Source organism: Methylobacterium sp. AC690 (genome assembly GCF_979256535.1).
In genome coordinates this window covers 58,653-80,070 of sequence record NZ_CEEDOX010000016.1, presented here as the reverse complement: position 1 = coordinate 80,070, position 21,418 = coordinate 58,653, and the positions used below count along the sequence as shown (strand labels likewise).

Sequence of the window (21,418 nt, the reverse complement as noted above, 5' to 3'; positions counted from 1 at the left end):
GGATGCGTGCGTCAGTGGTCTGCTGCCGGAACAAGCGTCCGGCAGGCGGGGTCGTTCGGTTGGAACAGGGCCGCGGCCTCGCGGTCCCGGGTCCCGAGAATGGAGACGTGGTCGCCGGGGATGACCATCAGGCGCGCCCGTGGACCGGCCTGCGCCGCCAGCCGCTCGGCATGGGCGAGAGGCACCACCGGGTCGTCCCGGCCGTGGACGATGACGAGGGGACCGCCCTCGGCGGCGATGCGCGCGTCGGACCGGAAGGTATCCCGAAGGAGCAGGCCGGTCGGCAGGAAGGGGAAGCGCCCGGCGACGATGGCGGAGAGGGAGTCGAAGGGCGCCTCGAGATAGAGGCCGAGATGCGGCCGGGTCTCGGCCAGGGCCACCGCCACCGCAGCCCCCAGCGAGTGGCCGTGCAGCAGCACCGGAGTTCCGGGGACCCGCGCCTGGATCCACGCATAGGCCGCCTGTCCGTCGGCGATCAGCCCCGCCTCGCTCGGACTCCCGGTCGAGCCGGGATAGCCGCGATAGGCGATGGCGAGGACGCCCCAGCCCGCCATGCGCCAGGGCCCGCCGGCAAAGCGCGCCGCAGCGGGCTCCGGCCGCGAGCCGTTGCCGTGGAAGCTGAGCACCACGGGACAGCCCGGCTCCGGCGCCCGCCAGAACCCGAGCAGGCGCTCGCCGTCGGCCGTGGGCAGGCTGATGGCTTCCGTGCCCGTCGGCGCCGGCCGGGCGGGGGCGGGCGCCTGGCTGCGGAAGGCGCCGGGATAGATCAGGTGCCGCTGGAAGACGGTCAGCAGCGTCATGGCCAGGACGGCGAGGCCGAGGAAGGCGGTGGCCACGAGGGAAGCGAGAAGACGCATGCGCTCGATGAAGGGTGAGGCCGCGACCGAGCGACGACCCCGAACCGTCGCGGCGGGGCGCCGAACCGCGCCGGACCCTGGGGATGGAGGGGACACTGGGGCGTCCCCGAGAGGTAGGGCTGGACTTTGGCGTGTCACCAGCGATGTTGCGTCGCGTGAATGCTCCTGCGCCCGTTCTTCCCCGAAGCTTCCTCTTGCCCACGAGACGCTTCTTGCCCACGAGCTTCCTCTTGCCCAAGAGCTTCCTCTTGCCCACGAGCCGCCCCCTGAGGACCCGTCACCGGTCCGCCGCGCCCGCACCGGTCCGGCGCGCCGCGGCATGAGGGACGCGTCCGGTCGCGCGGAGGTCATGGGCGCTCCTCGCCTCAGCGCGAACGCGCTCCTCGTCGGGCTGATCTTCTGCGGGGTCGGCTTCGGCATCGGTGCCGGCGCGCTCGCGGGCTCGGGTGCGGCCTTCGTCTTCCTGATGTCCGGCTGGGTGCTGGGCCTCTGCCTGCACGAGTATGGCCATGCCCGGGCCGCGCTGCTCTGGGGCCTGCCCCGGACCGGCGCGCTCACCCTCGATCCCCTGCGGGCCCCCAACCCCGTGGCGACCATGCTGCTGCCGGCGCTGTTCACCATCATGGGTGGCGTCGGATTTCCGGGCGGCGTGGGAATGCCAGGCAGCCTCGGTCGTCCGCCGGAATCCGGGCTGAGCCGGGGACGGCAATCGGCGGTGGCCGCCGCCGGCCCGGCGATGAGCGTCCTCTTCCTCGTCGTGCTCGCGCTGCTCTACGCCCTGGCCAGCCCGGGCGCGGAGACGCTGCGTGCGGTGCTCGCCGTGTCGGTGCTGTTCCAGGGCACCGCCCTGGTGCTCGGGCTGATGCCGATCCCGGGGCTCGACGGCTACGACATCGTCCGACCCTGGCTCTCCGGCCCGCCGGCCTCGCCGCCAACCGCGCCCTGGACCTTCGCGGACCAGATGGCCCGGCATTCGGGGCTGGTGCTGCTGGGCCTCTTCCTGATCTCGGCGGCCTTCACCCGGCCGCTGTTCCGCGCGAGCCTGCTGGTGACGACGGTGTGCGGCATCGATCTCGCAGACGTGATCGCGGGGTTTCGGTTGGTGCGCCTGTGGTGATCCCACCGGTCAGAGGGGCACGACGCACGGGAGATTTAACGGCGTGGCGGCGGACGTGTCGCGGCGGTGTGTCCGTCAACGCGCTGAGCCGGACGGTTGCGGCGCATGCGGAGGTGCCGCGTGGTTCGTCTCGCGTGCGAGGCGGCGCCCCGGCTCGTCACGATCGTCGAGGCGGGCGCGGGTCATGCGGGACGATGCGTCGGGGCAGGGGGCGCCATCGGCCTCCCGCGTGCGGCTGCTGGACCAGGCCGGCCGCGTCCTTCGCACCGAGTCCCTTGCGGGCTGTCGTGAGGCGGAGGCCCCGGAGCGGGCGCGGGCCTTCCTGGATGGCCGCTCGGTCGAACTCTGGGACGGGGCGCGCCTGATCCAGCGGCGCGAGGCCCCTCGCAACCGGTCGGCCTGAGCGGAGGCGGCCGGTCCCGGCCCGACCGCGGCGTTCGCGCCGCGTAGGAAGTGGGCTTTCGTGCTAGGTGCGCTCGGCCTCCGGATCCGACGCGATCCGGCGCGGCCCGGTGGAGAGACCCTGCGATGGCCCTCAAGACGACGTTCCTGGTGCAGACCTTCGTGCTCAAGCGCAAGCGGCTCTCGCCGGGCGACCGCGAGGTGGCGGTGACGGAGAGCGGGGCCTTGAAGAAGGCCGAGGCGATGGCCGCCCGTTTCCCCGGCACGGCGGCGATCAAGGTCGTAGCCGACGACGAGACGGGCGAACTGGAGAGCGCGTCCATCCTCGGCAGCTTCGGAGAGGTGCCGGACGATTTCGCCGAGAGCCTGCAGGGCTCCTGAGGCCGGACTGCCCACGGCGTCCACGAACCTGGGACCGGAAATGCGAAAGGGCCCCGCCTCGCGGCGGAGCCCTTCGATCCTGCTGCGACGCGTCAACCGTTACGGGCAGGCGTGACGCTGACCGTCATTGCCGAGATAGGTCCCGGTGCGGCGGTCATAGGACCGGAAGCGCTGGACACAGTAGGCGACGTCCTCGCCGCTGGTCGCGACCTCCGGGACGGCCTCGTAGCCCGTCGCGGCATAGCCGCCACCGTAGGGCGCGGAGCCGCCGTAATAGGCCGGCGCATAGCCGCCGGCATAGTAATCGTCGCCGTAGTAGCCGCCATAGGCGCTGCCGAGGCCGTAGCCGATCCCGGCGCCGGCGAGACCCAGGCCGAGGCCGAGCCCGACGCCACCGTAGCCGCGGCGGTAGCCGTAGCCGCGCCCGGCATAGGCGCCGCCCCGGTTGTATCCACCGCGGTTGAAGCCGCCGCGATCACCCCGGAAGCCGTTGCCGGCCGCGAGGCCCGCTCCGGCGCCGACGGCACCCGCGCCGACGCCGATGGTCCCGCCGCGGTTGAACCCGCCGCGGTTGAAGCCACCCTGCGCGAGGCCGCCGCGGAAGCCGCCGCCGCCGAAGTTGCCCCCGACATTGCCGCCGCGGAACCCGCCGCCCTGCGCGAGACCACCGCGGAAGCCGCCACCACCGAAGTTGCCGCCGCGGAATCCGCCGCCGCCGCCAAGTCCACCGCCGTGGAATCCGCCGCCACCGCCACGGAAGCCACCGCCGCCACCGCCCGGACGTGCGTCCGCGGATGCGGGAATCATCGAGAGGGCCCCGACCAGGGCGGCCGATGCCAGGAGTATGCGCTTCATGGGAGAGCCTGTCGTTCGCATGTCGATCCCGAGGACCGAACTTCTGGTAACCGAACGCGGGGCCTGACGATAAAGTTCGGTTCGCACCCTATTCCGCCGCACTTCATCGGGCCGGCGATTGACAAAACCGCCGCAGACCTCGAATCTAGAAGCATTCCGAGGGGGGCTCCGAGTGCGGGGGCTGAGATTGGGCGCGTCGCCCTGACCCTTGAACCTGATCCGGTTCGTACCGGCGGAGGGACGGGAATTCGTAGCAGCGGCGCGCAAGATCCAGGCGTCGTCCCATCCAACACCGCTCGACGCGAGTCCGGATCGTCTCCCACGCCAGGAGCGAAACCGATGAATGCACCCGTTCTCCCGAAGGATCTTCCGCAGGGTCAGCCCCAGGCGGTGACCACCGGCCCGATCATGGGCTCGCGCAAGGTCTACGCTCCCGTGGCCGGGCACGACGACATCCGGGTGCCGTTCCGCGAGATCACGCTCAGCGATCCGAAGGAGGCCCCGGTGCGGGTCTACGATCCGTCGGGCCCCTACACCGAGACGGATGCCAAGATCGACCTGCATGCCGGCCTGCCGCTGGTGCGCGAGCCCTGGATCGCCCGGCGCGGCTACGCCACCGTGACCCCGCGCGTGGTCAAGCCCGAGGACAACGGGTTCGTGCCCGAGGACAAGCTCGTGGCCCCCTGTCCGGCCACCCGCGAGATCCGCAAGGCCGGCCCAGGCCAGATGGTGACGCAGTACGAGTTCGCCCGCGCCGGGATCATCACCGAGGAGATGATCTACGTCGCCAACCGCGAGAACCTCGCCCGCCAGACGATGCTGGAGGGCGCGCAGGCGGCGCTGGCCGACGGCAACAGCTTCGGCGCCGCCCTGCCGGCCTTCATCACGCCGGAATTCGTCCGGGACGAGGTGGCCCGCGGCCGCGCCATCATCCCGGCCAACATCAACCACCCCGAGGTGGAGCCGATGGCGATCGGCCGCAACTTCCTGGTGAAGATCAACGCCAACATCGGCAATTCCGCCGTGACGTCGTCGGCCGCCGAGGAGGTCGAGAAACTGGTCTGGGCGACCCGCTGGGGCGCCGACACAGTGATGGACCTCTCGACGGGCCGCAACATCCACAACATCCGCTCGTGGATCGTGCGCAACTCGCCCGTTCCGATCGGCACGGTGCCGATCTACCAGGCGCTGGAGAAGGTCGGCGGCGACCCGCTGAAGCTCGACTGGGAGGTCTTTAAGGACACCCTGATCGAGCAGGCGGAGCAGGGGATCGACTACTTCACCATCCATGCGGGCGTGCGCCTCGCCCACGTGCCGCTCACCGCGCGCCGGGTCACCGGCATCGTCTCCCGCGGCGGCTCGATCATGGCGCGCTGGTGCCTCGCCGGTCACCGTGAGTCGTTCCTCTACGAGCGCTTCGACGAGATCTGCGACATCATGCGGGCCTACGACGTGTCGTTCTCCCTGGGCGACGGCCTGCGCCCCGGCTCCATCGCGGATGCCAACGACGCTGCGCAGTTCGCCGAGTTGGAGACCCTGGGCGAGCTCACCAAGATCGCCTGGGACAAGGGCTGCCAGACCATGATCGAGGGCCCCGGCCACGTGCCGATGCACAAGATCAAGGTGAACATGGAAAAGCAGCTCGTGGAGTGCGGCGAGGCGCCGTTCTACACCCTCGGCCCGCTGACCACCGACATCGCCCCCGGCTACGACCACATCACCTCCGGCATCGGCGCCGCGATGATCGGCTGGTTCGGCTGCGCCATGCTCTGCTACGTCACCCCGAAGGAGCATCTCGGCCTGCCCAACCGCGACGACGTCAAGGAAGGCGTGATCACCTACAAGATCGCGGCCCATGCCGCCGATCTCGCCAAGGGCCACCCGGCGGCGCAGCTGCGTGACGATGCCCTGTCGCGGGCCCGGTTCGACTTCCGCTGGGAGGATCAGTTCAACCTCTCCCTCGACCCGGATACGGCCCGCGCCTACCACGACGAGACCCTGCCGAAGGACGCCCACAAGGTCGCGCATTTCTGCTCGATGTGCGGCCCGAAGTTCTGCTCGATGAAGATCACGCAGGACCTGCGCGCCGAGGTGCTAGCGATGGAGGCGGCCGGCCAGGTGCTGGGCGAGGCCGCGCCCTTGAGCGCGGCCGAGCGCGAGGCCGGCATGGCGGCGAAATCCGCCGAGTTCCAGGCCGAGGGTGGCAAGCTCTACGTCGACGCGGCCGAGTAGGGGACCGTGTCCCGGGCCGGTCTCAGCCGACCGGCCCGGGACAGGCGGCGCGTCGAAGAACTGCCCGCGGCGCGCGGATTTCCAGAGCCGTGTCCGCGTGAAGTTTCCGAGGCCTCTCCCGGGCGCCTCTCCCGCTCACATCACGCGAACAGCCCGTGCACGAACCAGCGCGCGGGCGTCTCCATCGTGGGGAAGCCCTCGCGATAGACCCAGAGGCGGCGCCCGGCCTCGTCCTCGACCACGTAGTAGTCCCTGAGCGGACCCGGCGCGCGCCACCACTCGTCGGCGATGCGCTCGGGCCCGTCCGCATGGGCGACGCGGTGCAGGCGCCGGCGCCAGCGGAAGCGGTGCGGAGGCCCGTCGGGGGCGAGGGCGATGACGTCCTCGGCGGCCTCGCCCCGGCTGAACAGCACCAGCGGCCGGGGCTGCAGGCGCGGCCGGGACGCCGGATCGGACCGGCCGGCCGGCGTGGGGCGATCCGCCCGCCAGGGCTCCACGAGGTCGGCCCGCTCGGGCAGGTGGCTCGCGCGGAAGCCGAGCCGCATCATCCGCCGGCCGAGGCGCTGGCGCAGGGCATCGCCCAGATGCTCGGCGCCTCCGCCCTCGGCGGGCGTCTCCACCAGCGTGCCCTGACGCGCCGCGATCGTGCCCGTGGCGGTGACGGCGAGGCCCACGGTCTCGAAGCCGAAGCCGGCATCGAGGGCCGGGCCGAGGCGATCGAGGCGCAGGGTCAGCAGGCGTGCGAGCTGGACCGGGCAACGGCTCGGCAGGCTCATCCCGAGGTCGAGGGTGCGCACCACCCCGTCGACGCGGGTCAGGGACAGCCGCAGCGCCCGGGCGCCGAGGCCGGCCGCCTCCAGCCGGGGCGCCAGCCGCTCCATCAGGCCCGTGGCCGTGGCGACGATGGTTTCCGGCTGCCCGATCGGTTCGAGGAAGCCGCGCTGGGCCTCGAAGTCGCGCGGGTCCTCCGCCGAGACGAGGGGCTCGGGCCGGCGGCCGAGGGCCTGGTCGAGGCGCAGCAGCAGGGTCTCGCCGAAGCGCCGGGCCAGGGGCGCCCGGGGTGCGGCGGCGAGGTCGCCGATCCGGCGCAGGCCGAGGCGGGCCAGGGCCTGCGCCTTGCCCGGATCGAGGCGCAGGGCGGAAACCGGGAGGGCCTGCAGGGCCTCCCCGTTGCATCCGGGCGCCACGAGGCCACCCCCGCCGTGGCGCGCCAGGGCGAAGGCGCAGGCGGGCGTGTCCGCGAGGGCGATCCGGGCCGGAATCGCGCCCGCGCACAGGCGTCGTGCGAGGTCCGCCAGCAACTGCGCCTCGCCTCCGAAGAGGTGGCTCGCCCCCGCGATGTCGAGGAAGAAGCCGTCGGCGCCCTCTGCCGGACCGTAGGGCGCCACGACCGGGGTGTAGCGCTTGGCCCAGAGGCAGAGCCGATGCAGGGCGGCCTCATCGGCCTCCGGGTCGGCGGGATGGACGGCCACGGGCGTGCCGATCCGGGCCCGGGCCCGGGCGAGGGTCTCGCCGGGCTCGAGGCCGAGGGCGCGGGCGGCGGCGTCCACCGCGACCAAGCGCAGGCCGTTGGCCTCCATCGCGGCCACCACCAGGGGGCCGTCCCCGTGAGCGCCGTCGTCCTGGGCGCGGTCTTGCTGGGCGCGGTCTTGCTGGGTGCCGTCTTCCCGGCCGCCGTCAGCCCGAGCGCTGGACGCGCCGGTCGGACAGGGCCGCGCCCGGGCCCGCCTCAACCGTGTGACCGGCCAATGCTCCAGCCAGACCGAAACGATGCGCGGCATGATCCCACTCCAGAAGCCAATGTCCGGTCCGCCCGTTGCGGCTTCGGTCGAGGGTCACCTGCCAGCACGGCCGCTCGATGCAGCCGAATCGGTCGCGCAGGGCCTTGCCGGCGGCGATCCGCCAGCGGGTCGCGGCCACGTTGGGGCTCTCCGCCTCGGGAGGCCGCAGGACGAGGAGAAGCAGGTCGGTTCGCCCGGCCGCGAGGTGGAGCCGCCGGCTCTGGGCCAGGGGCAGGGCGGCGTCGACGAGGCCCGCCACGGCGGCCAGCCCCTGCGCGCGTAGGGATTCCTCCAGGGCCCGGTAGGCGTCTCCGTCGCTGGCGACCTCGAACAGCAGGAGCCGCCCCGGGTCGAGGCCGAGGCCGGCGAGCCCGTGGCCGTAGGGGAGGGGGTGGCCCTGGCCCACCACCAGCAGGGCCTCGCCCCGCACGCGGGCGAGGTGGCGCGCCACCAGCGCCAGGGCAAAGCCGAGGGCCGCCGGCTCGTCGCCCGCCTGGTCGGGGGCGATCTCGTGCAGCTGCCCGAGGGCGAGCCCACCCTGCGCGAGGCGCGAATCGACGTCGTGGATGCCGAAGGGCAGGGCACCCCGGAGGACCGAGCCCCCTCCGTGCCCGGCCACGAGGTCGCGCAATGCGGCCAGATCCACGGGCTCCGCGTCCCGGGACGGAGATCCCACGTCCGGGTGGTCCGTCGACGCCATCGCGGTCTCCACATCGGGAAGGTCTTCAGGGCTCTGTCTCATCGGCTCCGCTCCATCCCGCTACGCTAAGAACAAAACAGGAACAGACTCAATCGGTTTCCGGGGGGATTCGGAATTTCGTCGCCGCTCAAGGACTTGGCCTGTGGAAGGCTGTGGATGCCTGTGGATGGCGTCCCGCGGGCCGGCATTTGCGCCACGCTTGACCCTGTGGCGAGGGCAGGGCAGCACTCCTCACCTGCCGCGCACAAGACGCGGATCAGCCGGGAGAACTCCATGCGTCTCGCTCGTGCCCTCGTGGTCCTGTCGGGCCTGATCACCGTCGCGGGAGGGCTCCCCGCCGCGGCGCAGACGGCGGCCCAACCCAGGGGCGAAGAGCCCCGGGCCGCGTCCAAGGTGCGCCGGCCCCAGGTCGCGTCGCAGCCGATCCAGGTCTACGATGCCCGCTTCGAGAACGGCGACCTCCGCATCTCCGGCAGCGTGCGCAAGCCCGGCACGGTGGTGGTGCTCGACGAGGACATCTCGATCATCGCCGACAGCCGGGGCCGCTTCGTCTTCCGGCTGCCCTACGTGCCCACCAACTGCATCGCCACCCTGAAGGCGGGCGAGGACGAGCGCGAGGCGGTCATCGCCAATTGCGGACCTGCCGGCCAGCCCGGCCCGAAGGGCGAGACGGGGCAGAAGGGAGACGCGGGAGACAGGGGCGAGACCGGCCCCGCCGGCCCGCAGGGCGTCGCCGGCCTGCCCGGTCCCCAGGGACCGAAGGGCGAGCCGGGTCCCCGGGGCGAGACCGGACCCAAGGGGGAAGCCGGACCCAAGGGCGAGGCAGGTCCCAAGGGCGAGGCAGGTCCCAAGGGCGAGACGGGTCTCAAGGGCGAGCCGGGTCCGAAGGGGGATGCCGGACCGAAGGGCGAGACGGGCGCGAAGGGGGCGGCCGGCGAGCGCGGCCCGGCGGGTCAGAAGGGCGAGGCCGGTCAGGCCGCCCTGGCCGCCGCCGCACCCGCATCGCCGTTCCGGGTGGTGCGCCAGGACACCTGCCCGGCCTCCGGCTGCAGCATCACCTGCGAGAGCACCGAGATCCTGGCCTCGGCCCTCTGCCTGAAGGGGGGCAGCGCCATCGTGACGGCGGGAGCCGACGGAAGCTTGAGTGCGACCTGCCCCACCGAGAGCCAGGGGCTCGTCGGCTTCTGCGCCCGGCGCTGAGGCGCCGGACAACCCGGGCGATCGCCCCTCGCCGAAACGGAGGCGTCCGGTGTAAGGACGCGCTTCGTTTCGCGCCGAAGTCGATCCCACGTGTCGCTACCGTCCATGCTTCCTGACCCTTCCAGCCCCGTTCCCTGCACCCGCGGGGTTGCCCGATGAGCGTGGGCATCTGGGGCAAGCTCGGCGGGGCCGGCCTCGGCCTCGCCATCGGCGGCCCCCTCGGCGGCCTCATCGGCGGAGTGGCGGGGCACTTCCTGGTCGACCGCGAGGGCGCCCTGTTCGGCACCACGCCGCGCGACGTGGTCTTCACCACCGGTCTCGTGGCCCTGGCCGCCAAGATGGCCAAATCCGACGGCGTGGTGACGCCGGCCGAGGTCGAGGCCTTCGCCAAGGTGGTGCAGGTGGACGAGCGCGCCCGGCCCGGCGTGCAGCGCCTGTTCGACCTTGCCAAGGGTACGGCGAACGGCTTCGAGGCCTATGCCCGGCAATTGGCCACCACCTTCCACGACGAGCCGGCCCTGCTGGAGGACGTGCTCGACGGCCTGTTCCACATCGCCAAGGCGGACGGCGCCATCCACGAGGCGGAGGAGCGCTACCTGCGCGCTGTGGCGGAGACCTTCGGCTACGACGAGGCCGCGTTCCGCCGCATCGCCGCCCGCCACGTCCGGCTCTCCGACGATCCCTATCTCGTGCTCGGCCTCGACCACGCTGTCGACGATGCCGGGCTGAAGGCCGCCCACCGCGCCCTGGTGCGGGAGAACCATCCCGACCGGGCCATCGCGCGCGGCCTGCCGCCGGAGGCCGTGGCCATCGCCACCCGCCGGCTCGCGGCCATCAACGCCGCCTATGACCGGATCAGCACCGAGCGGGGCCTCACGTGAAACCGACGCCCGAAAGTCCCGTCGCCACCAGCGTCCACCCGTCGCCGAACCACGGCGAGCGCCGGTCCGGTCCGGTCGACCTCCTCATCCTGCACTACACCGGGATGGAGAGCGCGGCCGCCGCCCTGCAACGCCTCGCCAACCCCGTGGCGGAGGTCTCGGCCCATTACGTGGTGCTGGAGGATGGCCGCGTGGTGCAGATGGTGCCCGAGGGGCGCCGGGCCTGGCATGCGGGCCAGGGCACCTGGGCCGGGATCAGCGACGTGAACTCGCGCTCCCTCGGCATCGAGATCGTCAATGGCGGCCATGCCGGCGGCCTGCCGGCCTATCCGCCGGCACAGATCGAGGCCGTGATCGCCCTGTGCGGCGATCTCGCGAAGCGCTGGAGCCTCGCCCCGCACAGGATCCTCGCCCATTCGGACATCGCCCCCGAGCGCAAGGAGGATCCGGGCGAGCACTTCCCCTGGGAGACCCTCGCCCGCGCCGGCATCGGCCACTGGGTGCCGCCGGCCCCGATCCGCGACGGCCGCTTCTTCGCGCAGGGCGATGCCGGACCGCCGATCGAGGCCCTGCAGGCGATGTTCGCCCTCTACGGCTACGACCTGCCGGTGGGCGCCAGCTTCGATGCCCGCATGGGCGCGGTGGTGACGGCGTTCCAGCGCCACTTCCGCCCGGCCCGCGTCGACGGCGTCGCCGACGCCTCGACGATCACCACCCTGCGGGACCTGATCGCGGCCCTGCCGGGGCGGTAGCGCGCACTGGAGTGGCTCCCTCCCTCATAGAAGGGGAGGGAGGCGCCCGTGCAACCCTCCGAACACCGGCCGCCGGTTACACCCGGTGCTGCACCGCCTGGGCGCCATGCCCATGCGCGTCATGCCCGTGCGCGTCATGCCCGTGCGCGTCATGCCCGTGCGCGTCTGCCGTGACCGTGCCGCGGGTGCGCCACAGGCTGTAGGCGATGCCCGCGACCAGGAACACGACGGTGACCGCGAGGGAGACCCACGGCGGCACGTGGACGAGGCCGAAGGTATCGGCGACCACGATCTTTCCGCCGATGAAGATCAGGATGAAGGCCAGCGCCGTCTTGAGATAGGCGAAGCGGTCCACCATCGCCGCCAGGGCGAAGTAGAGCGCCCGCAAGCCGAGAATCGCGAAGATGTTGGAGGTGTAGACCACGAAGGTATCGGTGGTGATGGCGAAGATCGCCGGCACGCTGTCGACGGCGAAGATCACGTCGGCACCGTTCACCAGGATGAGCGCCAGGGCCAGGGGCGTCAGCCAGAGGGCGGTCTTCCCGGTCTTCGGGTCGGCTTTTCGCACCATGAAGCGCTGCCCGTGCAACTCGGGCGTGATGCGCAGGATCCGCTGCAGGAACCGGACGGCCCGGTTCTCGCGGATATCGCCCGGCTCCTCCTCCTTCGAGACCAGCATCTTGAGGCCGGCGAAGATCAGGAAGGCGGCGAAGATCGACAGAACCCAGGCGGCCTGGTGCACGAGGGCCGCGCCGAGGCCGATCATCAGGCCCCGCAGCAGGACGGCTGCGAGGATGCCCCAGACCAGGACCCGGTGCTGGGCGGCGCGGGGAATGCCGAGGGCCGTGAGAATGACGGCGATCACGAAGACGTTGTCCATCGACAGCGACTTCTCGACCACGAGGCCGGCGACGTATTCCTGGCCCGCCTGGGGCCCGAGATACCACCAGACCCATCCGCCGAAGATCATGCCCAGGGTGAAGTAGAACAGCGTGAGAAGGAGGCTCTCCTTCACGCCGATCTCGTGATTCTTGTCGCGGTGCAGAAGTCCGAGATCGAAGGCCAGCAACCCGGCCACGAGGGCGTGGAACCCAAGCCACATCCACACGGGCTTGCCGAGCCACTCGTAATACAGAAAATCAACCATGACGCAGGACCGTCGATGCTTCTTGAGGAGAGAAAGCATCGGCTCCGACATCACGGAACGCATCATGCAGCATCCCGCCAGAGGGGCCCGCAGCCGATGAGGCGCAGTTGGGGCTCTGAACCGGGCGAATCAAGGGCATCGCCCTGTCACGCTTGACAGGGCCGACCCCCGCCGGCTTCCCAGGACGCATGACTGACAGTGTACGCAACGGCCCGGACATGGACGGCCCCGCCGTGATCGGTGGTGGCCCGGCCGGCCTCGCGGCGGCGGAGGTGCTGGCGCAGGCCGGCCACGCCGTGACCCTCTACGACCGGATGCCGAGCGTGGGGCGAAAGCTCCTCATCGCCGGACGCGGTGGGCTCAACCTCACGCATTCCGAACCGCTGCCGGCCTTCCTGGCGCGCTACCAGCCGGAGGAAGACGCCCTCGCCGGGGCCATCGCGGCGTTCTCGCCCGGCGACCTGCGCGCCTGGTGCCACGCCCTCGGCCAGCCGACCTTCGTCGGGTCGAGCGGCCGCGTCTTCCCGGAGGCCTTCAAGGCCTCGCCGCTCCTGCGAGCCTGGCTCCAGCGCCTCGAGGGATTGGGCGTCCGCATCCGCCCCCGCCACCGCTTCACCGGCTGGTCGGACGCGGGCGGCCCGGTCTTCGAGACCCCGGAGGGGCGGGTCGAGACCGCGCACCGCCCGGTGCTCCTGGCCCTGGGGGGCGCGAGCTGGCCGCGCCTCGGCTCCGACGGCGCCTGGGTGCCCGTGCTCGCGCGCGCGGGTGTCGCGGTGGCGCCGCTCAAGCCTGCCAATGTCGGGTTCACCGTCGCCTGGTCGCCGATCTTCGCCGAGCGCTTCGCCGGCACCCCGCTGAAGCGGATCGCCCTCAGCCTGGACGGCCTCCGCGTGCGCGGCGAGGCGGTGGTCAGCGCCGACGGCATCGAGGGCGGAGCGATCTACGCCCTGGCGCACCGGATCCGGGCCGCCACCGAGCGGGGTGAGGCCCGGCTGACCCTCGACCTGCGGCCCGATGTCGACGAGGCGGCCCTGGCGCGGGCGCTCAGCGATCCGAAGCCCGGCCTGTCCCTGGCCAACCGCCTGCGCAAGGCCGCGGCGCTGACGCCCGTGGGGATCGGTCTTCTGCGCGAGGCGGTGCATCCGCTGCCGGTCGCTGCCGCGGCCCTGGCGGCCCTGATCAAGGCGGTGCCGCTGCGCCTCCTCGCCCCGCGCGGCCTCGACCGGGCGATCTCGACCGCGGGCGGCGTCCGCTTCGGCGAACTCGACGCCGGCTTCATGCTGACCCGGCGGCCCGGCACCTTCGTGGCGGGGGAGATGCTCGATTGGGAGGCCCCGACGGGGGGCTACCTGCTCCAGGGGGCCTTCGCCTCGGGCCGCGCGGCGGCGGCGGGCATGCTCGCCTGGATGGAGCGGGACCCGGTCCGGGGCGCGTGAGCCTTCGTCCCACGAAAAAGGCTCCCTCTCCGGAGAGAGGGAGCCCGATGGTCCGGCGCGGCCGTTCCGGGCCGCGCGGTGCCGGGTCTCAGCGGCAGTACACGTCGCCGTAGGCGTCGCGGTAGGTGCCGTAGGGGCAGCGCGGGGCGGTGGAGGCGCCCACGATGGCACCGCCGGCGCCGCCGATGGCCGCACCCGCGAGCGCGCCGCCGGCGCGGCCCGTGGCGGCGCCGCCGATGGCGGCACCCGCGAGCGCGCCGAGGCCGGCGCCGCCGAGGGCGCGGTCCTGCGGGGTGTTGCAGGCGCCGACCGAGAGGGCGAGGACACCCGCGAAGGTGGCGGCAATGAGCTTCTTCATGGTTCCGAGACTCCCTTGTGCGTCGTGACCCGGCCTTCGGCCGTGATGTTCGTGCCGCCCGAGCTTAAGCATTCCGCGCGAGAAATGCACGCCGAACGGCTAAGGTTCCGTCCCGCCTTTCCGTTTCGCCGAAAAACCCTCTAGTGATGCGCCGATCAGGGTCCATCCGGGCGGCGCCGGCCGCCCATTCCGCCGCGAGGAATCCATGCAGCGCGCCACCGCCATCGTCCGCAAGGTCGCCGTCCGCGCCGATGCGATCGTCGACACGATCGTTCTCGACCACGCCGCCCGTCAGGCCCCGCCGGAGAGCCTGACCGGGGAGGGCGGGCTGACCCTGTCCCTCGCACTCGCGAAGGCCGCGTCCCTGGAGGACGGCGATGCCCTGCGCCTGGAGGACGGGCGCCTCGTGGCGATCCGCGCCGCTGGGGAGCCGCTGCTCGAGGTCCGGGCCGAGAACCCGGCCCGGCTGCTGCGCCTGGCCTGGCAGCTCGGCGGCAGCCACGTGCCGGCCGAGATCGCCGCCGACGTGCTCTACGTGCCCCGCAGCGCCGCCGAACTCGTCCGCGGCCAGGGCTGCGCCGCCACCCCGGTGACCCGGGCCTTCAAGCCGGAGCGCGCGGCCCACGACCACAGCCAGTGCGGTCACGACCACCATGATCACGGGCATCACGCGCACGACCACCACGATCACGGGCATCACGCGCACGACCACGCGGGCCACGATCATACGGGCCACGATCACGGCCATTCCCATGCGGGGCATGACCATGGGCCTTCCCACGGGCACGACCAGGCTCACGACCACGGCGCGCACGGCCACGTGCACGGGCCGGACTGCAAGCACGAGCACTGAGCCGACCCGCCCCGCGTTGAAGCCGGCGGCGCGGACGGTTATGTCCGCCGGATGATCGCCCGCGACCTCCGCTTCTCCGTCGCCCCGATGATGGACTGGACCGACCGTTACTGTCGGGCCTTCCACCGGACCCTGTCGCGGCACGCCCGGCTCTACACCGAGATGGTCACCACCGGGGCCGTCATCCACGGGCCGCGCGACCGTCTGCTCGGCTTCGACGCGCTCGAGCATCCGGTGGCGGTGCAGCTCGGCGGCTCGAACCCGGCCCACCTTGCCGAGGCCGCGCGCATCGCCGAGGGATACGGCTACGACGAGGTCAACCTCAATGTCGGCTGCCCCTCCGACCGCGTGCAGGACGGACGCTTCGGCGCCTGCCTGATGCGCGAGCCCGCCGTGGTGGCCGCCTGCGTCGCCGCCATGAAGGCGGCGGTGTCGGTGCCGGTCACGGTGAAGTGCCGCATCGGCGTGGACGACCAGGACACCGAGCAGGCCCTCGACGCTCTCGCGGACGCCGTGATCGCGGCCGGCGTCGACGGCCTCGTGGTGCATGCGCGCAAGGCCTGGCTCCAGGGGCTCTCGCCCAAGGAGAACCGCGACGTGCCCCCCCTCGACTATTCGCGGGTGGCACGGCTGAAGCGGGCCCATCCCGACCTGCCCATCGCCATCAACGGCGGCATCGCCACCATCGCGGATGCGGCCGCCCATCTGGCGGAGGTCGACGGGGTGATGATGGGCCGGGCGGCCTACAGCGATCCGGCGATTCTGCTCGACGTCGATCCGGTCCTGTTCGGCGAGCCCGCCCCGGCCGCCGATCCGTTCGCCGCGATCACGGCCTTCGAACCCGTCCTCGCCGGATTCCTGCAGGACGGCACCCGCCTGCACGCGGTGACGCGGCACATGCTCGGCCTGTTCAACGGCCGCCCGGGTGCCCGCGCCTACCGCCGGCACCTCTCGACCTTCGGCCTCCAGCCCGAAGCCGGCCTCGCGACCCTGCGGGAGGCGGTGGAGCTCGTCCGCCGCGCCCATCAGGCCGCCGATCCGGCCATTCCGGGCAGGGACAGGGCACAGGATGCCGCCTGAGCCTCGCTCGCCGGAGCCGCGATCAAGATGGGAGCCTCCCTCAATATAAACGGCCGCCCGATCGTTCGGCGGCGGTCTATGTCAGGGAGATATCAGGGGCTTTGCTGAGCGGTCCCGCAGGATGAGACGGTCGCCGCGAACCTCGAAGGAGGCGAGGCGATCGAGGAAGCTCATGCCGAGCAGGTTTTCGCGGAGGGCTCCGGGCCGGCTCACCAGGGCCGGCACCCGCCGCTCGACGATGCCGCCGACCCGGAGGCTGTCGAGGAAGGCCGGGGCCGCCACGGTGACGCCGTTGGCGGTCGAGACCCGGACGCTGAATTCGGAGTCCGCCGGGCGGATGCCGAGAGCCGCCGCGCTCTCGGCGGTGAGCACCACGGAGCTGGCGCCCGTGTCGAACTGGAAGCCCTGGGGCTGGCCGTTCACCTCGGCCCGGACGTGAAAGTTGCCGTCGCTGCGCCGGGTGATCGTCACCGTGCCGTCCGATCCCGTGACGGCGCTGCCCGGACGCACCGCCCCGAGCATCCGGTCGCCGATGACCCGGGCGTCGTCGCGGTAGGCGTAGCCGGCGACCAGGGCGGCCCCGAGGGCGCCCCAGAGCAGCAGGGCCGTCAGGTTCGCGCGCATCCGGCTGCGGAACTGGTGCCAGAATCCCGCCGCCACCACGGTGAGCAGTCCGGCGCTCATGGCGAACTGGGCGAACTGATCCGGCTCCATCCCGGCGATGCGCTGGGTGTCGTCGGACAGGAGCAGCACCGCCAGGGCGCCGCCGAGGATGACGAGGCCGACCAGGATCATGACGCCGCCGCGGTCGGGGCCCGCGTCGGGAAGGCGGCCCGCAGGCGTGCGTCGAGCGTGGCCATCACCGCCCGGCGCTGGGGCTCCGACATCGAGCCCCACAGGGCGATCTCGTCCCGGGTCCGGCCGCAGCCCTCGCACAGGCCGGTGGCGGCATCGAGGAGGCAGAGCTTCGTGCAGGGGCTGGAGGGTTTGGGGCGGGGCTGGGTCATCGTCCCCGTCCATGCCAGCGCCATGGCGTCGGGATCAAGTCCGGCCGCGGATCAGGTGGGGACCGCCGCCAGAAGGCCGACGAGGGCGGCGATCTCGGCCGCCTGCTGCGCGGCGCCGACCACGTCGCCGCTCTGCCCGCCGATCATCCGGCGCGCCAGGGCGGTGACCGCGAGGGATGCGCCGAGGCCGAGGCCGAGCATCAGGACGAGGCCCCGCAGCGGAAGGCCGAGGGCCAGCCCCCCCAGGGCGACGAGGAGCGTGAGGGACCCGGCGGTGGCCAGGGTCTGCCGGCTCGGACGTCCCACGGCGGCGCCGGCCCCGTCGGGACGGGCGGGCGGCAGCAGGGCGAGGGGCGCCAGGGCGGCGCTGCGCGAGAGCGCGGCGGCGAGGAGGAGGGCCGGAGCCGCCAGGAGTTCGATCCGGTCGAGGAGCGTCGCCAGGGCGCCGATCCGCAGGGCCAGGGACAGCATCAGGGCGACGCCGCCATAGGCGCCGATGCGGCTGTCGCGCATGATCTCCAGGCGCCGGGCCGGCGTGGTTCCGCCGCCGAAGCCGTCGGCGACGTCGGCGAGGCCGTCCTCGTGCAGGGCCCCCGTCACCAGGACGCCCGCCGTCACCGCCAGGCCGGCGGCGAGGAAGGGCCCGAGACCGAGGCCCCAGGCGGCGAGCAGCACCCCGGCGCCGGGCAGGCCGAGGAGGACGCCCGCCAGGGGCAGCATCCGGGGGAGGGTGCGGAAGTCCGGGACCGCGTGCGGATCGCCCTCGCCGGGCAGCGGCGGCACGGGCAGGCGGGAATAGAAGCGCAGGCAGCCCGCGAGGTCGTAGGCCAGGCGGGCGCCCGGAAAGGCGGGTTCGGCCTCCTCGTTCATCGCGACCCTGCCTCGCCTTCACCACCCGTGCCCGGACCGTTATAGCTCCCGCGACGGGCGGCCCGCCATCCTGGCGCCGGGCCGACCAGCGGAATTACTCCATGACCTCCGAGACCACTCCTCCCGAGACGACTGCTCCCGAGACGCCTTTCAGCGACATCCGCCGCCTCGTCGCGTCCCTGCCGGGGCCGGACCGGGACGCGGTCGCCATGGTGGCCGAGCGCGACGCCACCCTGACGAAGCCCGCCGGCTCCCTGGGGCGCCTGGAACATCTCGTCGCCTGGCTCGCCGCCTGGCAGGGCAAGGGCCAGCCGACCCTCGACCGCCCCCTCGTCTGCGTCTTCGCCGGCAGCCACGGCGTCACCGCCCGCGGCGTCTCGGCCTTTCCGGCGGAGGTGAACCGCCAGATGCTCGACAACTTCGCGGCCGGCGGCGGGGCGATCAACCAGATCTGCGCCGCCTACGGCCTCGGCTTCAAGGTGTTCGACCTCGCTATCGACATGCCGACGGGCGACATCACGGTCGGGCCGGCCTTCGACGAGAAGGCCTGCGTCGCCACCATGGCGTTCGGCATGGAGGCGGTGGCCGCCGGGACCGACTGCCTGGCGCTGGGCGAGATGGGCATCGGCAACACCACCGTGGCGGCGGCGATCTACGCGGCGCTCTACGGCGGAGAGGCCGCCCACTGGGTCGGGCGCGGCACCGGCGTCGATGCTGCGGGGCTCGCCCGCAAGGTCGCCGCCGTGGAGGCGGCCCTGGCCCATCATGCGGGCCATCTCGACGATCCCCTGGAGATCCTGGCGCGCCTCGGCGGCCGCGAGATCGCCGCCATGGCGGGGGCGATCCTGGCGGCGCGCCTGCAGCGGGTACCGGTGGTGCTCGACGGCTACGTGGCGACGGCGGCCGCGGCTGTCCTGCACCGACTCGACCCGACGCTGCTCGACCATTGCCTCGCCGGCCACGTCTCGGCGGAGGGCGCCCATGCGGACGTGCTGGAGCGCCTGGGCCTCGTGCCGCTGCTGGCCCTCGGCATGCGCCTCGGCGAGGGCTCCGGCGCGGCCCTGGCCCTGGGCCTGCTCAAGGGCGCGCTCGCCTGCCACCGGGACATGGCGACCTTCACCCAGGCCGGGGTCTCGGAGCGCAGCGCGGGCTGACCCCTCAGGCGGCGCGGGCGCGCTTCTCAGCGGGGGCGGCCTGGGATTCGCCGGGCACTTCCAGCGCCGGCAGAGTCTCCATGACGCGGCTCGCGGGAAAGATCACCACGACCTCGGTGCCCTCGCGCGGCCTCGACTTGAGCTGGAAGTTGCCGCCGTGGAGGTCGACCAGGCCCTTCACGATGGGCAGGCCGAGGCCCGAGCCCTGCTCGGCGGTCTTGATCGCCAGCGAGCCGCGCCCGAAAGAGGACATCACGGTGCCGATCTCGTCCTCGGGGATGCCGGGCCCGCTGTCCTTGACGCTGACGTACTGGCCGCCCGACGAGGTCCAGCCGACCTTGATGGTGATCTCGCCGCCCGGCGGCGTGAACTTCACGGCGTTCGACAGCAGGTTCAGCACGATCTGGCGCAGGGCGCGCTCGTCGGCCCAGAGCCGGGGCAGGCTGCCGTCGATGAACTCGTGGATGACCTGGTTCTTGCCGCGGGCGCGCAGGGCCATCATGTGGCGGCATTCCTCCACGGTGTGTCCGAGCTGAACCGCTTCCTCGTTGAGCTCGTAGCGCCCGGCCTCGATGCGCGAGAGGTCGAGGATCTCGTTGATCAGGTTGAGGAGGTGCATCCCGCTGTCGTGGATGTCGGAGGCGTATTCCTTGTACGAGGGGGCGACGTGGACGCCGAACACCTCGTTCTTCATCACCTCGGAAAAGCCCAGGATGGCGTTGAGCGGCGTACGCAGCTCGTGGCTCATGGTGGCGAGGAAGCGGGACTTGGCGAGGTTGGCCTCCTCGGCGCGGCGGCGGGCCTCGTCGGAATTGGCCTTGGCCTGCTCGAGTTCGCCGAAGATCGAATCCTTCTCCGCCTGGGATTGCAGCGCCTCGACCGTGGAGGCGTAGACGCGGCGTCCGAGGCCGAGGAAGAACAGCTGCGCGCCGACCACCATGGTGACCAGCATCATCGTGTTCATGTCCTGGGACACCGCCAGGAGCGACAGGGCGGCGATGCACAGGGGCACCAGGGCCGCCCCGGCGGCGGCCGGCAGGGTCGCGGCCAGCATCGTCGCCATGGCGGCCACGATGACGAGGCCGAACAGCACGAAGGTCCGCGCCCCGGAGGCGCCCACCAGCACCATCATCGCCCAGGCGGTGCTCTGGAGGAACTCCGCGGCCATGAAGGTGCGGCGCCAGCTCCGCACCGAGACCGTGTCCGGATCCTGCGCCAGGAAGCGGTGCGTCAGCAGCTTGGAGACCGCCACCGTCGCCAGGAGGCAGAGGCCCCAGCCCGCCGCGATGGCCGGCGGCGTCCAGATCGCCGCGATGCCCGCCACCGCGAGGCCGAGCAGCGCCAGGGGGATGACCGCGCCCGCCCGGTACTGCGCGTAGACCCGGATCAGCTCGTAATCGAAGGCACGTTCCAGCCCGCTCGTCGACGTGAGCTTCTCCCGCGCCGACCGCATGTCGCGCGCGACTTCGCGGCGGCGGGCCGCCTCCTGGGCGGAGGGGCCGCGGCCACGCTGAATCATCTCGGCAGTCAGGTCGGTCATCACCGTCTTGAAGCGTCGGAGGGGACATCGCGGTCGAGATCGGGACCGCCGAGAGGCCGGGATACAACCGCTCAGAACCTGCGCCGGATGTGTTAAGAACCGCCTGCCGGAACCGGGCGGATTGTCGGAATCCACATCCCAGTGCCGCCGGGCGAACACGAATCCGCGAAGGATCGCGGGGGCAGCGTGCAGGGCAGGGGGGTGGGCCCCCGGAATGGCATTCGGTCTACCAGGGTGTGCTGCCGCACATGGTTACGATCGGGCAACGATTAGCGTCGTTCCAAACTGCGATCGGGAGGCCGAGATGCTGAAACTCACCGTCAACGGGGTCTCCCACGAGGTCGATGCCGACCCGGAGATGCCGCTCCTCTGGGCGCTGCGCGACCACCTCAACCAGACCGGGACCAAGTACGGCTGCGGCATTGCTCAGTGCGGCGCCTGCACGGTCCATCTCGACGGCCAGCCCGTCCGCGCTTGCCAGACCCGCATCGGCGATGTCGGCGCGGCCAAGATCACCACCATCGAGGGTGTCTCCGGCAAGGTCGCCGAGGCGGTGCGCACCGCTTGGCGCGGCCTCGACGTGGTCCAGTGCGGCTACTGCCAGTCCGGCCAGATCATGTCGGCGATCGGCCTGCTGTCCCAGAACCCGAAGCCGACCGATGCCGACATCGACGGGGCCATGGACGGCAACGTCTGCCGCTGCGGCACCTACCAGCGCATCCGCGCGGCGATCCACGAGGCGGCGCGAACCCTCGCCTGAGCCTCGGCCCGCTACGCCACCGCAGTCCCCGATCTCCCGACCCTCGCGTCTGAAC

General features: G+C 72.4%; 22 protein-coding genes and 1 riboswitch. Of the genes, 12 read left to right on the top strand and 10 right to left on the bottom strand.

Features of this window, described 5'->3' with window-relative positions; genetic code table 11:
• Positions 1-11: 11 nt before the first annotated feature.
• A complete protein-coding gene (locus AC0IY1_RS18865; RefSeq protein ID WP_471771522.1) occupies positions 12-857 on the bottom strand; it encodes an alpha/beta hydrolase in 846 nt (281 codons plus the stop codon).
• Positions 858-1,206: 349 nt separating this feature from the next.
• Here AC0IY1_RS18865 and AC0IY1_RS18860 point away from each other — a divergent pair, with 349 nt between their 5' ends.
• The 3 genes from AC0IY1_RS18860 to AC0IY1_RS18850 all read left to right on the top strand — a co-directional run bounded on the left by AC0IY1_RS18860 (position 1,207) and on the right by AC0IY1_RS18850 (position 2,757).
• Positions 1,207-1,974, top strand: a complete 768-nt coding sequence (locus AC0IY1_RS18860; protein WP_471771520.1) for a zinc metalloprotease — start codon at positions 1,207-1,209, stop codon at positions 1,972-1,974.
• A 184-nt stretch (positions 1,975-2,158) separates the two neighbouring features.
• Positions 2,159-2,377: a hypothetical protein gene (locus AC0IY1_RS18855; RefSeq protein WP_471771518.1), complete on the top strand. Its 219-nt coding sequence runs from the start codon at positions 2,159-2,161 to the stop codon at positions 2,375-2,377.
• Between the two features lie 125 nt (positions 2,378-2,502).
• Positions 2,503-2,757, top strand: a complete 255-nt coding sequence (locus AC0IY1_RS18850) for a hypothetical protein (RefSeq protein ID WP_055956943.1) — start codon at positions 2,503-2,505, stop codon at positions 2,755-2,757.
• 99 nt (positions 2,758-2,856) lie between these two features.
• Here the strand turns inward: AC0IY1_RS18850 and AC0IY1_RS18845 are convergent, their stop codons facing one another.
• Positions 2,857-3,612, bottom strand: a complete 756-nt coding sequence (locus AC0IY1_RS18845) for a BA14K family protein (protein WP_471771516.1) — start codon at positions 3,610-3,612, stop codon at positions 2,857-2,859.
• 149 nt (positions 3,613-3,761) lie between these two features.
• Positions 3,762-3,870, top strand: a riboswitch (TPP riboswitch).
• Between the two features lie 81 nt (positions 3,871-3,951).
• On the opposite strand from AC0IY1_RS18845, the gene thiC reads away from it, so the two are divergent.
• Positions 3,952-5,844 (top strand): phosphomethylpyrimidine synthase ThiC, encoded by a 1,893-nt coding sequence (thiC, locus tag AC0IY1_RS18840; protein ID WP_471771514.1) that lies wholly within the window; start codon positions 3,952-3,954, stop codon positions 5,842-5,844.
• Between the two features lie 140 nt (positions 5,845-5,984).
• Here thiC and AC0IY1_RS18835 read toward each other — a convergent pair whose 3' ends face one another.
• On the bottom strand, positions 5,985-7,625 hold the full coding sequence (locus AC0IY1_RS18835) for a Y-family DNA polymerase (RefSeq protein WP_471771512.1): 1,641 nt from the start codon (positions 7,623-7,625) through the stop codon (positions 5,985-5,987).
• Positions 7,522-8,325 (bottom strand): ImuA family protein, encoded by an 804-nt coding sequence (locus AC0IY1_RS18830; RefSeq protein ID WP_471771510.1) that lies wholly within the window; start codon positions 8,323-8,325, stop codon positions 7,522-7,524. Before AC0IY1_RS18830 ends, AC0IY1_RS18835 begins: the two co-directional genes overlap by 104 nt.
• Positions 8,326-8,598: 273 nt before the next feature.
• On the opposite strand from AC0IY1_RS18830, the gene AC0IY1_RS18825 reads away from it, so the two are divergent.
• The 3 genes from AC0IY1_RS18825 to AC0IY1_RS18815 all read left to right on the top strand — a co-directional run bounded on the left by AC0IY1_RS18825 (position 8,599) and on the right by AC0IY1_RS18815 (position 11,158).
• Positions 8,599-9,525, top strand: a complete 927-nt coding sequence (locus tag AC0IY1_RS18825) for a collagen-like protein (RefSeq protein ID WP_471771508.1) — start codon at positions 8,599-8,601, stop codon at positions 9,523-9,525.
• 155 nt (positions 9,526-9,680) lie between these two features.
• Positions 9,681-10,406, top strand: a complete 726-nt coding sequence (locus AC0IY1_RS18820) for a TerB family tellurite resistance protein (RefSeq protein ID WP_055956932.1) — start codon at positions 9,681-9,683, stop codon at positions 10,404-10,406.
• Positions 10,403-11,158, top strand: coding sequence for an N-acetylmuramoyl-L-alanine amidase (locus AC0IY1_RS18815; protein ID WP_471771506.1), 756 nt, complete (start codon positions 10,403-10,405; stop codon positions 11,156-11,158). Before AC0IY1_RS18820 ends, AC0IY1_RS18815 begins: the two co-directional genes overlap by 4 nt.
• Before the next feature lie 76 nt (positions 11,159-11,234).
• On the opposite strand, the gene AC0IY1_RS18810 is transcribed toward AC0IY1_RS18815, so the two are convergent.
• The gene (locus tag AC0IY1_RS18810; RefSeq protein ID WP_471771504.1) at positions 11,235-12,305 is read right to left on the bottom strand and encodes a TerC family protein; all 1,071 of its coding nucleotides are present in this window, start codon (positions 12,303-12,305) and stop codon (positions 11,235-11,237) included.
• Positions 12,306-12,493: 188 nt separating this feature from the next.
• Between AC0IY1_RS18810 and AC0IY1_RS18805 the strand changes: the two genes are divergently transcribed.
• Positions 12,494-13,741: a TIGR03862 family flavoprotein gene (locus tag AC0IY1_RS18805; RefSeq protein WP_471771502.1), complete on the top strand. Its 1,248-nt coding sequence runs from the start codon at positions 12,494-12,496 to the stop codon at positions 13,739-13,741.
• A gap of 88 nt (positions 13,742-13,829) precedes the next feature.
• Here AC0IY1_RS18805 and AC0IY1_RS18800 read toward each other — a convergent pair whose 3' ends face one another.
• Positions 13,830-14,099: a hypothetical protein gene (locus AC0IY1_RS18800; RefSeq protein WP_055956926.1), complete on the bottom strand. Its 270-nt coding sequence runs from the start codon at positions 14,097-14,099 to the stop codon at positions 13,830-13,832.
• 205 nt (positions 14,100-14,304) lie between these two features.
• On the opposite strand from AC0IY1_RS18800, the gene AC0IY1_RS18795 reads away from it, so the two are divergent.
• A complete protein-coding gene (locus tag AC0IY1_RS18795) occupies positions 14,305-14,952 on the top strand; it encodes an urease accessory protein UreE (protein ID WP_471771500.1) in 648 nt (215 codons plus the stop codon).
• A 51-nt stretch (positions 14,953-15,003) separates the two neighbouring features.
• Complete coding sequence (dusA, locus tag AC0IY1_RS18790; RefSeq protein ID WP_471771498.1) at positions 15,004-16,032, top strand: tRNA dihydrouridine(20/20a) synthase DusA; 1,029 nt, start codon at positions 15,004-15,006, stop codon at positions 16,030-16,032.
• Positions 16,033-16,113: 81 nt separating this feature from the next.
• On the opposite strand, the gene AC0IY1_RS18785 is transcribed toward dusA, so the two are convergent.
• From AC0IY1_RS18785 to cobS, 3 genes are read right to left on the bottom strand one after another with little or no spacing between them, the layout of a single operon-like run.
• Complete coding sequence (locus tag AC0IY1_RS18785; RefSeq protein WP_471771496.1) at positions 16,114-16,827, bottom strand: retropepsin-like aspartic protease family protein; 714 nt, start codon at positions 16,825-16,827, stop codon at positions 16,114-16,116.
• Complete coding sequence (locus tag AC0IY1_RS18780; RefSeq protein ID WP_471771494.1) at positions 16,824-17,039, bottom strand: DUF1289 domain-containing protein; 216 nt, start codon at positions 17,037-17,039, stop codon at positions 16,824-16,826. Before AC0IY1_RS18780 ends, AC0IY1_RS18785 begins: the two co-directional genes overlap by 4 nt.
• A 51-nt stretch (positions 17,040-17,090) precedes the next feature.
• Positions 17,091-17,909, bottom strand: coding sequence for an adenosylcobinamide-GDP ribazoletransferase (gene cobS, locus AC0IY1_RS18775; protein WP_471771492.1), 819 nt, complete (start codon positions 17,907-17,909; stop codon positions 17,091-17,093).
• Positions 17,910-18,010: 101 nt separating this feature from the next.
• On the opposite strand from cobS, the gene cobT reads away from it, so the two are divergent.
• Positions 18,011-19,063, top strand: a complete 1,053-nt coding sequence (cobT, locus tag AC0IY1_RS18770; RefSeq protein WP_471771490.1) for a nicotinate-nucleotide--dimethylbenzimidazole phosphoribosyltransferase — start codon at positions 18,011-18,013, stop codon at positions 19,061-19,063.
• A 4-nt stretch (positions 19,064-19,067) separates the two neighbouring features.
• Here the strand turns inward: cobT and AC0IY1_RS18765 are convergent, their stop codons facing one another.
• Entirely contained in the window at positions 19,068-20,603 is a 1,536-nt protein-coding gene (locus AC0IY1_RS18765; protein ID WP_055956913.1) for a sensor histidine kinase, read from the bottom strand.
• Positions 20,604-20,907: 304 nt separating this feature from the next.
• Between AC0IY1_RS18765 and AC0IY1_RS18760 the strand changes: the two genes are divergently transcribed.
• Entirely contained in the window at positions 20,908-21,363 is a 456-nt protein-coding gene (locus AC0IY1_RS18760) for a (2Fe-2S)-binding protein (protein WP_471771488.1), read from the top strand.
• The last annotated feature ends 55 nt before the right edge of the window (positions 21,364-21,418 follow it).